Source organism: Flavobacterium sp. CHNK8, from assembly GCF_019774515.1.
Taxonomy (GTDB): Bacteria; Bacteroidota; Bacteroidia; order Flavobacteriales; family Flavobacteriaceae; genus Flavobacterium; species Flavobacterium tiangeerense.
In genome coordinates, this window is sequence record NZ_CP081492.1 from 2,491,626 (window position 1) to 2,505,186 (window position 13,561).

Consider the following 13,561-nt stretch of genomic DNA (forward strand, 5'->3'; position numbering starts at 1 on the left):
TTAACTATGAAACATTTTTACGCTCAAATTAAGAATTTCATAAATATCGCCTTGTTTCTGGGGATATTTTTGCAGAGTTACGTGGGTAACTCTCAGACGACTCTGTCCGCTGGAGATATTATCTTCACAGGATATGATGCCAATCCCAGTCCCACCGCGGGAGATGTCTATTCTTTTGTACTTCTTACCAATATTTCGGCGGGTACAGAAATTAGTTTTACAGACCGTGGTTATTTTGGAGCTGGTGTCTGGCAAACAGCCCTCTCTACAGAAGCTACAGTTACTTGGACTGCAGGAACAGCTATTCCAGTTGGAACAGAAATTATGATCAAAGGTCTTACGGCCTCTACTTATGATCCAAATACCACTGCATTAACAACAAACGGAACGGTTACTTTAAGAGAGGGTAGTCCTCCAAACGGAATATCTTTATCTACAGTAGGGGATCAGATCATCGCTTTTCAGGGTGGTACGGGTATTCCTGAAAGTAGTGGTGTAACTTTTATCTCGGGACTGCATTATTTTTATTGTAGTTCTGGTGCCGGGACTTCTCAGGCAAGCTGGGACGATTTGGCTTGTGCCGACGGACCAAACTCTTCTGTAATACCTATTGGTCTGGTAGGAGGAATAAGCTCTTTTTACACAGGAACTTTACCAGGAAATGTTTTAGGGACATCAGGTAAATTTAATGGTACCGGAGCACCATTTGCTAACGCTGCCGCAATAAGAGCTGGTGTTATGAATCAAGCAAACTGGACACTTTCAAATACTACTCCAGCGCTTTCAATGCCTTCAGGTGCTGCTTTTCTGGGTGCAGCGCCAACTATTACAGCCAATCCGCCCAACAGAACAATTTGTATTGGTAGCAATACTACCTTTTCAATTTCTGCAAACGATGCTACTAGCTATCAGTGGCAGGTAAATACAGGTAGCGGATTTACAAATATTTCAAATGCTGCACCTTATTCTGGGACTACTACAACTACCTTAACTATCACAGCAGCAACAGCTGGAATGAATGGTTATTTATATCGATGTATTGCCACTGGTACAGGTTCTGCTACATCAAATGCAGGAACATTAACAGTTTCTAATATTACTGCAACTAGTATTCAAACTAATGTGAGTTGCTTTGGAGGTTCTAACGGATCTGCTATGGTTACTCCCTCCGGTGGAGTTTCTCCATATACATATAGCTGGTCTCCATCAGGAGGGACCGGAGCAATCGCTACGGGATTGTCAGCAGGAAGTTATACTGTAACCATAACAGATGCTAGTTTATGTTCGACTACTCGAAACTTTGTAATTACGCAACCAACTGCACTTGTAGCTACGCCTGCTTCACAAACTAACGTAAGTTGTTTTGGAGGTTCAAATGGTAGTGCTACAGTTGCTCAAACAGGGGGTACACCAAGTTATACTTATTCATGGTCTCCTTCTGGTGGAACTGCTGCAACAGCCACAGGTCTAAGTCAAGGAACATATACCGTAACTGTTACCGATGCTAACGCATGCACCACTACGCAAAGTTTTACGATTACGCAACCAACTGCAATTGCAGTTACACCTGCTTCACAAACCAATGTATCTTGCTTTGGAGGCGCAAATGGTGCAGCTACTATTAACACTCCTACTGGAGGAGCAGGCGGATACACATACAACTGGACGCCAGGTACTCCAACAGGTGACGGAACTACTTCTGTTACAGGCTTAACAGCTGGAACTTGGACATGCACAGTAACCGATGCTAACGGTTGTACCAGAGCGCAAAACTTTATAATAACACAACCAACTGCTATTGTAGCAACTGCAGCTTCTCAAACCAATATTTCGTGCAACGGAGGTTCTACTGGAGCTGCCTCGATTAATATTCCAACAGGTGGAGCAGGTGGATATACCTACAACTGGACTCCAGGTACCCCAACAGGTGATGGAACGAGATCAGTAACAGGATTAAGCGCAGGTGCTTGGACTTGTACTGTAACTGATGCAAACAGTTGTACTACTGTTGTTAACTTTACAATCACACAACCAACGGTTATTAGCACAGCAACTGCTGCACAAACAAATGTGTCTTGTAATGGAGGTTCTAATGGTTCTGCTTCGGTGACTCCTTCTGGTGGTGCTGGTGGATATACTTATTCTTGGTCTCCATCAGGTGGAACGGCTGCTACTGCAACTGGATTAAGTGCAGGAACATATACTGTAACAGTAACCGATGCTAACGCTTGTACAGCTTCTCGTAACTTTATAATCACACAACCAACGATTATTAGTACAGCAACTGCTGCACAAACAAATGTGTCTTGTAACGGTGGATCTAATGGTTCAGCTTCAGTTACTCCTTCTGGTGGTGCTGGTGGATATACTTATTCGTGGTCTCCATCAGGTGGAACGGCTGCTACTGCAACTGGATTAAGTGCAGGAACATATACTGTAACGGTAACCGATGCTAACGCATGTACGGCTTCTCGTAACTTTATAATCACACAACCAACAACTATCAGTACGGCAACAGCTGCGCAAACAAACGTATCTTGCAATGGAGGTTCTAATGGTTCTGCTTCTGTGACTCCTTCTGGTGGTGCTGGTGGATATACGTACTCATGGGCTCCTTCGGGTGGAACAGCGACTACTGCTACTGGTCTTACAGCTGGAACTTATACTGTAACAGTAACCGATGCTAACGCATGTACCGCTTCTCGTACCTTTGTAATTACACAACCAACTGCTATTGTAGCAACTGCAGCTTCTCAAACCAATATTTCGTGCAACGGAGGTTCTAATGGAGCTGCCTCGATTAATATTCCAACTGGTGGAGCGGGTGGATATACCTACAACTGGACTCCAGGCAACCCAACAGGTGATGGAACGATATCAGTAACAGGATTAAGCGCCGGAACTTGGACTTGTACTGTAACGGATGCAAACAGTTGTACTACTGCTGTTAACTTTGTAATCACACAGCCAACTGCTATCAGTACGGCAACTGCTGCGCAAACAAACGTATCTTGTAATGGAGGATCTAATGGTTCTGCTTCGGTGACTCCTTCTGGTGGTGTTGGTGGATATACTTACTCATGGGCTCCATTTGGTGGAACAGCTGCTACAGCAACTGGATTAAGTGCAGGAACTTACACTGTAACAGTAACCGATGCTAACGCATGTACAGCTTCTCGTAACTTTATAATCACACAACCAACGATTATTAGTACGGCAACTGCTGCACAAACAAATGTGTCTTGTAACGGTGGATCTAATGGTTCTGCTTCCGTTACTCCTTCTGGTGGTGCTGGTGGATATACTTATTCTTGGTCTCCATCAGGTGGAACGGCTGCTACAGCAACTGGATTAAGTGCAGGGACTTACACTGTGACAGTAGCCGATGCTAACGCATGTACGGCTTCTCGTAACTTTGTAATCACACAACCAACGACTATCAGTACGGCAACAGCTGCGCAAACAAATGTATCTTGCAATGGAGGTTCTAATGGTTCAGCTTCGGTGACTCCTTCTGGCGGAGCCGGTGGATATACTTATTCTTGGTCACCTTCTGGAGGAACGGCTGCTACTGCAACTGGACTTTCTGCAGGAACTTATACGGTAACTGTAACTGATGCTAACAGTTGTACTGCAACTCGTAACTTTACAATCACACAACCAACGACTATAAATACGGCAACAGCTGCGCAAACAAACGTATCTTGCAATGGAGGATCTAACGGTTCTGCTTCGGTGACTCCTTCTGGTGGTGCTGGTGGATATACTTACTCATGGTCTCCTTCTGGAGGAACAGCTGCTACAGCAACTGGATTAAGTGCAGGAACTTATACTGTGACAGTAACTGATGCTAACAGTTGTACGGCTACTAGAAACTTTACTATTACACAACCAACGGCTATCAGTACGGCAACCGCCGCGCAAACAAATGTGTCTTGCAATGGTGGATCTAATGGATCTGCTGCCGTTACTCCATCCGGAGGTGCTGGTGGATATACGTACTCATGGTCGCCATCTGGCGGAACGGCTGCTACTGCTTCTGGTCTTACAGCTGGAACTTATACCGTAACAGTAACCGATGCTAACGCATGTACGGCTTCTCGTAACTTTATAATCACACAACCAACAACTATCAGTACTGCAACAGCTGCGCAAACAAACGTATCTTGTAATGGTGGATCTAACGGTTCTGCTTCGGTGACTCCATCTGGTGGTGCTGGTGGATATACATACTCATGGTCGCCTTCGGGTGGAACAGCGGCTACTGCTACTGGTCTTACAGCTGGAACTTATACTGTAACAGTAACCGATGCTAACGCATGTACGGCTACTAGAAACTTTACAATTACACAACCTACGGTTATCAATATGGCAACAGCTATGCAAACAAACGTATCTTGTAATGGTGAATCTAACGGTTCTGCTTCGGTGACTCCTTCTGGTGGTGCTGGTGGATATACGTACTCATGGTCGCCATCTGGCGGAACGGCTGCGACTGCGACTGGACTTACAGCTGGAACTTATACTGTAACAGTAACCGATGCTAATGCATGTACAGCTACTCGAAGCTTTACAATTACACAACCAACTGTTCTTGTGGCAACTGCTGCTGCACAAACGAACGTATCTTGCAATGGAGGTTCTAACGGATCTGCAACTGTAAACGTATCAGGAGGTACAAGTGGATATACATATGCATGGGCTCCATCTGGAGGAACGGCTGCGAGTGCAACTGGATTAAGTGCTGGAAATTATACTGTTAATATTACAGATGCTAATGGTTGTACAACGTCTCAAGGTTTTACCATTACACAGCCTACAACAATTGGTTTCACAACAACTGTTTTATCTGGTTATGATTACAATACTGGATATAATCAGAGTATTGTAGCTTCAGGAGGAACAGGGGCTAAAACATATTCAGTTACAACAGGAAGTTTGCCTTCTGGTTTTTCACTATCAACAGCTGGACAGGTAACAGGTATTTCATCTCAAATTGCTGATAGTAATTTTACCGTTACTGCTACTGATGCTAATAATTGTACTGCTACATTTAATTATGTACTGAAATTAAACCAAATACCAGTTACTGTAACTGCTTCACCTTCGCAAACTAAAGTATATGGGGAAAGTGATCCTGTTTTAACTTATACAGTATCACCAAGTTTACTTTCTGGAGATTCATTTACAGGAGCTTTAACAAGAGTTAGTGGTGAAAACATTGGCACTTATGCTATTAATCAAGGTTCGCTTTCAGCTGGGTCTAAATATTTAATTACCTATGTTGGAACTAACCTTGCCATCACCGCTAAACCAATTACAGTTACAGCAACTACATCACAAACAAAAGTTTATGGGGAAATAGATCCAGTTGTTGCTTATACCGTTTCACCAAGTTTAGTTGGTAGTGATTCTTTTACAGGAGCTTTAACAAGAGTTGCTGGAGAAAATACAGGAACTTATAGCATTAACCAAGGAAGTTTGAGTGCGGGATCTAATTATATGATTAGTTACGCAGGTGCTAACTTTACTATTACTGCCAAACCAGTTAGTGTGACAGCAACTTCATCACAAACGAAAGTTTATGGAACAACAGATTCTGCATTAACTTACACATTTACACCAAATTTGGTAGGTAGTGATGCCTTTACAGGAACTTTAACAAGAACCGCAGGAGAGAACATTGGAAACTATGCTATTACACAAGGAAACTTAAGTGCAGGATCTAATTACAACATTACTTATGTAAGCAGAGATTTTACTATCACAGCAAAACCTATCATTGTAACGGCAGACGCTTCACAAACAAAAGTTTATGGTACAACTAATCCTGTTTACTCTTATACTGTTTCGCCAAGTTTAGTAAGTGGCAATTCTTTCACGGGAGCTTTAACGAGAGCCGCGGGAGAAAATATTGGAAACTATGCTATCACACAAGGTAACTTAAGTGCAGGAGCTAATTATAACATTACTTATGTAAGCAAAGACTTTACTATTACGGCAAAACCGATCACAGTAACTGCAAATGCTTCACAAACCAAAGTATATGGTACAACGAATCCGGTTTACTCTTACACTGTTTTACCAAATTTAGTTAGTGGCGACTCTTTCACTGGAGCGTTAACAAGAACTGCTGGAGAGAATGTGGGAACGTACACCATTGCACAAGGTACCTTAAGCGCCGGTGGAAATTACACCATTACGTATAACGGTTCTAATTTCACTATTACGAAAGCAGATCAGGTAATTACATGGAATCAGACTTTAGGATTTGGTTGTAATGGAGAAACTAGTATTGTTTTGACTGCTGTTTCAAATAGTGGTTTAGCAGTAAATTATGCTTCTTCTAACGCAAACATTGCTTCTGTTTCTAATAATTCATTATTTTTCCAAAATTATGGTTCTGCAACTATTACAGCATCGCAAGCAGGAAACATGAATTACAACGCAGCTCCGGCAGTTATTTTACCAGTAGTAGCTAGTCAGCCCAACCTAATCAGAAAACAATTTGAAAATATTATATTCTTTGACAACAGTTCGAAGAATTTCAAATCGTACAGCTGGTATAAAAATGGGATTTTAGTTCCAGGACAAACTTCACAGTATTTTAAAGAAAATAGTGCTTTGAATGGAACTTATTACGCAGTAGCAACAAAACTGGACGGAACATTAATTACAAGCTGTCCGTTAACTCTCTCTCCAACAATAGAAGAAGAATACATGAGAATTGTTCCAAACCCTGTTAGAAGCAATACGACTTTCCAATTAATGACTAATATTAGTGCAAGTAGAATACAGAATGCACGTGTTGAGGTTTTTAACTTAACAGGGAACTTGTTAACTACTTTAAATACAAGTCAAAACAATATTGACATGATAGCTCCGATTGTTGAGGGAATTTATATTGTAAAAATAACCTTAGCAAATGGCACCTATTTTACTAAAAATCTTTTAGTAAGAAAATAAAATAATTTACAGAATATGACATCCTCATTTTTAATAAATGGGGATGGATTATTCTAATTAAAAAAACAAGTATAAAATCGCCATTATCAACAAGTTTGCGTGAGCAATAACCAATAAATTAAAGGCGATGAAATATAGGAACGCTAAAAAATAAATTTTATATCTATGAAATTCAATATTAAAAACATAATAGGAACTATAGCTTTCTTAATTTCACAAGGTATAGCTGCACAGTTTTATGTAGGCATACAATCGGGAATCGGAAATATTCAGAGTGACATTACTGGTATACAAACCGGTAATCGCCTTGGTGGAGCTATAAAGGCAGGTTATATTTATTCTTTAAATAGTCATTTTGGAATTGGTACCGGGTTAGAGTTCTCGCAATACAAGCAAGAAGTTTCTTTTTCTAGGCCTACTGCAACACTTTCAAATTTTGAAGTGGATGCTTCCACTTCGGCATTTGTTTACAACATGACTACAAACAATTATAGAGAAAAACAAACTTTACAGGCTGTGCAAATTCCTCTTTTTGTGCAGTATAAAAAAAACATAAATACTGGTGTTGACTTTAATTTTAGAGCTGGTGCTAAATATTTTTTACCTGTAAACTATGAAATTAATGCAACTGCAGATTATGCAAATGGTACTGCTTATTATCCTGATGTCAACCTTACTATTGGTGATTTACCAGAATATGGTTTTGGTAAACAAAATAATTATTCCGCATCAGGAGAATATAAAACAAAAGGAATTATAATGAGTTCTTTCGAGTTAGGATTTACATTTGATATGGGAAAAAAGAGTTCATTATATGCAGCCATGTTTCTGGAAAATGGATATGGTACAATTTTAGACCAAAACAAGAATGAATCTTATATTGGTTACAGCCCAACATCTTCAGCTGAGAGGAAAGCTAATGGCTTGTATAGTACTAATAAAGATGCTGAAATAAAACCGGTAGCTTTTGGCGTAACGCTAGGATGGAATTTTAAATAATCTCTTTTTTTTTAATGCAAAAGGTCTTGACTCAAAATCAAGGCCTTTTTTTTGCAGAAAACATCTTTTCAAAGTGGTTGAATAGTAATTAAAATTTGCAGACGGAATTACCATCACTTCGGCCTCTATTCATGTGAGATTTCTTTGTACTAATAATTTTGAAGCGACCCCTGAAGTGGAAATTACCCAAATCCAAGTCAAAGAATTATTACCTTTATATCGGCTATGAATTCTGAATTTCAAGTAATTAATCTTTCTGATCAAGTACTAAAAACTTTTTAAACAGATGCTGGTGTCAACAATATAATTGAATTGCAAAACTTGAGTATTACCATTTATTTTATAAAACAAATTAGTATTCTTAAAGCAAAAACACACCGAATTATAATTAAAAAAAAACTCTATTTTCAATTTAAGTTGTTTAAGAAAATCTTGAACAGCTTTTTTTATTAAAAGGAAACCTCACTAATTGAAAAAGATCTGATACTTTTAATAACTTTATTAATCCTCCAAAATTTAATTAAAAACCTGTAACATATAATATTGGCTTAACTTTGAGAATTGTAAATTTGCAGGCTAATTACAATTGTAACCCAATGAAACACAATTACACATGGAACCATATTATGGTTTTATTTATTTTTTTTATGGGCTTCACGCCAAATCTTGAAGCACAAGTAACCCAACCTACACCTCAAGAATTACCTTTTACTCAAAACTTCTCTACACTTGATGCCACATCAACTACCTATTCAGCAGGATTTCAGGGGTGGAAAACAGCTACAGCTCCATCAGGAAGTAGTTTACCCGGAGGTATAACGCAATACCTCACTTCGGGTGTTTTACTTGCAGATCAACCTTTAACACCAAGTAGTAGTGCTAGCAACTCTTCTGGCAGTACTCATAACTATAATGGAAAGATTGGTATATTAAACACTGGTAGTAATGACTTTGCCATTGGTTTAGCTATCAACACAGCTGGCAAATCAGGCATTGAAGTGCAATACAATGCTATGACAATTCGTAATCCGTATAGTGTTCCCCCATCCACGACAAACACAAGGATCAATGAAATGTCCTTACAATATAGAGTTGGCACGACTGCCGATTTTATAACAGTGCCAAATACTGCCTATCAAAACAACACTACAACACAAATTGCGTCTGGAGTAACTACACCACAAAATCAACAACTTATAAAAGTTTTACTCCCGTCCGAATGTAACAACCAACCTATAGTTCAAATCAGATGGATTTCCAGACAAGTTTCAGGAGGAGGTGCCCGTCCATCTTTTGCAATTGATGACATTAGTATTCAAAATGATAACACTCCCCCACTATATGCTGCTGGTCTCCCTAAAATAAATACAATTCTTTCAACAGGTTTTAATTTTGTGACTAAAATCAATGAACCAGGAAAAACTTTTTATGTAGTGCTTCCTGCTGGCAGTACTGCACCTAGCATAGCACAAATAAAGACAGGAAACGATGCTACCAATACTGCCGCAATAAAATCTGGATTACTAACCATTATTGACCCAGAAGTTGAATACACACAAAGTCTAACCGGTTTATCTATAGGTACATCTTATGATTTATATGCCATTTCAGAAGATGGATCTGGTAATACGCAAGCGTCAAGTACTGTATTGAACGTTACTACAGCATCAGTAGCTGTACCTTCTATAACGCCAACAATATCAAATTTAAACTTTGGTTTCGTTGAACAAAATACAACAAGTACTCCACTACAGTATGACATTCAAGCTGAAAATTTAACCAATGATATCACAGTAACGGCAACAGGAAATTTCGTTATATCTAAAACAGAAACTGGTACTTATGTAAACAGTTTAAACTATGGTGTTAATGAATTTACTAATGCAGCTTTAGCAAAAGTCTTTGTAAAATTCACACCAACAGCCACAGGAACGGTAACAGGAACTATTACCCACCAAACAACTGGTGGAACGAATAAAACTATTACTCTTACAGGCAAAGGAATCAATCCATATTTCCAAGATTTTAATGATCCAAATGTACTTACTAATAGTGGCTGGACAGAATACAGTGTTGCTGGAAATAACTTAAAATGGACTAGTACAAATACACGCTTTAATAGTTCTCCTGCAGCCGTTCAAATGAATGGATATGCAGAAAACGGAGCTAGTAAAGACTGGTTGATTTCTCCCGTATTGCGTTTAAATGCTTTTGATAAATTTCCATTGTTATCTTTTTACGCTCGAAAATTTTTCTCTGGAACGCCTCTTAAATTGATGGTTTCAACTAACTATGACGGAAAAAGCAATCCCGAAACAGCAACTTGGACCGCCATTGAAGGAGATTTTCCAACCACTACAGGAACGTTCAAACAATCACAGTTCATTAACCTTGAAGCCTATAAAACAAATACTACTTATGTGGCTTGGGTTTATGAATCAGCTACATCAGGAGGAACTGATAGTGCCGAGTGGACTATTGATGATGTGAGAATAGCAAATGAAGCTACTTTTATTGCCTCAAACCCTAACTTAAATTTTGGAGAAATTAGTCCTAATACCACTTCTACTAGTCAATCGTTTATATTCATGGCAGGTGGTTTTGGAAACATAACTATTAATGCTCCAGCAAACTATGAATTATCAACAGACAATAGTGTTTTTACAACTAGCCTAGTTGTAACTGCTGCGGATGCTGTGATAGGTAAATTAGTCTATGCTCGTTTCGTACCAACTTCAAAGGAATTGAGTATCTCTGGCCCATTAAAAATTACAGGAACTGGACTAAATCAAGAAATTGGTTCTTTCAAAGGCTCTTCATTACCAAAAACTGAAACTTTTGACATTGTAACCTATAATTTAGAATTTTTTGGAACTGATGTTAAAGACACTAGCGGAACTGAATTCGGTCCAACAAATGATGTACTTCAAATAGATAATGTTGCAAAAGTAATTAATACAATGAACGCTGATGTGTATGCAGTTCAAGAAGTGTCAGATGATGCCGCATTAGAAACTTTGATCCAAAAAATAAGTGTAAATGGAAAAACATTTGCAAAATCAGTTTCTCCTGTATGGTCTCGCTCCTTTCAAGCACCAGATCCTAACTTTCCTCCACAAAAACTGGTAGTACTATATAATACACAAACTACAACCGTAAAGAAATCTCGTGTCATGTTTAGCAAACTTTACGACGAAGTACGTGCAGGAACTAAAACGTTACCTAACTACCCAAGTACAGGTGATAGCTTTTATTCTTCAGGTCGTTTACCGTATATGGTTGAAATAGAGACAAACATCAACGGAATTAAAAAAGACCTTACCATTATTAATCTTCATGCTCGTGCAAACAGCGGTAGCGATATTGCTAGATACAACATGCGTAAGTATGATGTTGAATTGTTAAAAGACAGTCTTGACGTGAATTATCCTAATGCAAATATTATTCTTCTTGGCGATTACAATGATGATGTTGACCAATCTGTAATTGCAGGAAATCCGTCTTCTTATCAAAAATTAGTAGAAGACACCGCAAGATATAATACACTGACCTTAGACATTAGTAAAGCTGGTGCATTTAGTTATTTGTCATCTGGAGGGTTTTTAGATCATATTTTAGTGTCTAATGAACTTACTGATGAGTATGTTACAAATTCTACAGTAGTATATGATCCTAGAAATGATGTTCCAAATTATGTTACTACAACCTCAGATCACGGTCCTGTAATTGCTCGTTTTGAATTAAAAGCTGATCCTGTGTTAAGTGTAAATGATATTTTACCAACGAATAAAACAATCGTGAAAATGTATCCAAACCCAGTATCAGATATATTAAACATTTCATTAGATTCATTTGAAAATGAAAACGTGAAACTTCAATTTTATGATGTTTTAGGAAGAGCCATTGGAATGCCAATACAATTGAGTCCAAAGTCTAACAGAGACAATTCTTCTATTGATGTATCTCAATTACCTACAGGCATTTACATATACTCACTTTCCGTTGGAAATAAAATTATTCAATCTGATAAAATCATAAAAAAATAATTTAAAGTAGACATATTAAAAAAGCCAGATTTCATGTATTTGAAATCTGGCTTTTTTGTTACGATAAAACCAAAAACAAGTTAATACACTTGCGAATTATTTTGAAACAGTTATTTGATTTTGTATCTAAATAGCTAGAAAGTTTTTCTTAATTTTACAGTCTTACAAAAGAAATTTTATGTCAACTTTACTTCCTTTTTTATTTATTTTTTTGGTTGCATTAGGTCTCGGAATTTTTCTGGGAAAACTTATTTTTTCTGCTCGATTTCAGTCTGAAAAAATTGGATTAGAAGAGAAACTAATTGCATACACCAGCCAATTCAATCAACTTAAGGAACAAGTTCAAGTAGACAAAGCAACTTTTGAAAAACAACTAGAGAGTGCCATTATTGCTAAAGAAGTAATTCGGAATGAAAAAGACAGTTTAGCGATTCAACTTTCAAAAAAAGAAGTAGATTTCGAAAATCTTTGGGAACGAAATAAAGAACAAAAGGAAGAGGTAGAAAAACTACAAGAAAAATTCACCAAGGAATTTGAGAACCTTGCCAATAAAATATTAGACGAAAAGTCGAATAAATTTACGGAGCAAAACAAAGAAAACATGAAAAACATCTTGTCACCGCTACAAGATAAAATTCAGTTATTCGAAAAGAAAGTTGAAGATACACATAAAGAAAGTATTGATTATCATGCGGCTTTACGCCAACAAATACTGGGCTTACGCGAAATGAATATTCAAATGAGCAAAGAAACAATTAACCTTACCAAAGCATTAAAAGGCGATAGCAAAATGCAAGGAAATTGGGGCGAATTAGTTTTAGAACGCGTTCTAGAAAAGTCAGGCTTAGAGAAAGGTCGTGAGTATGAAGTACAACAAGCTTTTACAACCGAAGATGGAAACCGAGTATTTCCTGACGTTGTTATTAATTTGCCCGACGGTAAAAAAATGATTGTCGACTCTAAAGTTTCCCTTACGGCTTACGAAAAGTACATCAATGAAGAGGATGATGCTGCAAAAGCTGGATTTTTACGCGAGCATGTCAATTCAATTAAACGTCATGTGGAGCAATTAGGCAATAAAAATTATCATGACTTATACCAAATGGAAAGTCCTGATTTTGTTCTGCTTTTTATTCCGATAGAGCCAGCCTTTGCTATGGCACTTAATGAAGATACTACGCTGTACAACAAAGCATTCGAAAAAAACATAGTCATTGTCACTCCAGCCACTTTATTAGCTACTTTACGAACTATTGATAGTATGTGGACCAATCAAAAACAACAGGAAAATGCACTAGAAATTGCTAGACAAGCAGGAGCTCTTTATGATAAATTTGAAGGATTTGTAGCTGATTTAATTAAAATTGGGAAAAAAATAGACGAAAGTAAAACAGAATATTCTGGTGCCATGAACAAACTAGTTGATGGAAAAGGTAACTTAATTGTCAGCGTCGAAAAATTGAAAAAAATGGGAGCCAAAGCTAAAAAAGCACTTCCAGAAAGCATATTAAATAGAGCCGAAAAAGACGATAATCAATTACTAAACTAAA

Annotated in this window: 4 protein-coding genes; all 4 read left to right on the forward strand. The window is 37.9% G+C overall.

Annotated elements, in window-relative coordinates; translation table 11 throughout:
- Positions 1-6: 6 nt before the first annotated feature.
- The 4 genes from K5V07_RS10775 (at position 7) to rmuC (ending at position 13,560) form a co-directional block, all read left to right on the forward strand.
- Positions 7-6,966, forward strand: a complete 6,960-nt coding sequence (locus tag K5V07_RS10775) for an MBG domain-containing protein (RefSeq protein WP_221917486.1) — start codon at positions 7-9, stop codon at positions 6,964-6,966.
- 165 nt (positions 6,967-7,131) lie between these two features.
- Positions 7,132-7,965: a PorT family protein gene (locus K5V07_RS10780; RefSeq protein WP_221917487.1), complete on the forward strand. Its 834-nt coding sequence runs from the start codon at positions 7,132-7,134 to the stop codon at positions 7,963-7,965.
- Between the two features lie 596 nt (positions 7,966-8,561).
- Positions 8,562-12,011 (forward strand): T9SS-dependent choice-of-anchor J family protein, encoded by a 3,450-nt coding sequence (locus tag K5V07_RS10785; RefSeq protein ID WP_221917488.1) that lies wholly within the window; start codon positions 8,562-8,564, stop codon positions 12,009-12,011.
- 178 nt (positions 12,012-12,189) lie between these two features.
- Positions 12,190-13,560 (forward strand): DNA recombination protein RmuC, encoded by a 1,371-nt coding sequence (gene rmuC / locus K5V07_RS10790; RefSeq protein ID WP_221917489.1) that lies wholly within the window; start codon positions 12,190-12,192, stop codon positions 13,558-13,560.
- Position 13,561: the final 1 nt, after the last annotated feature.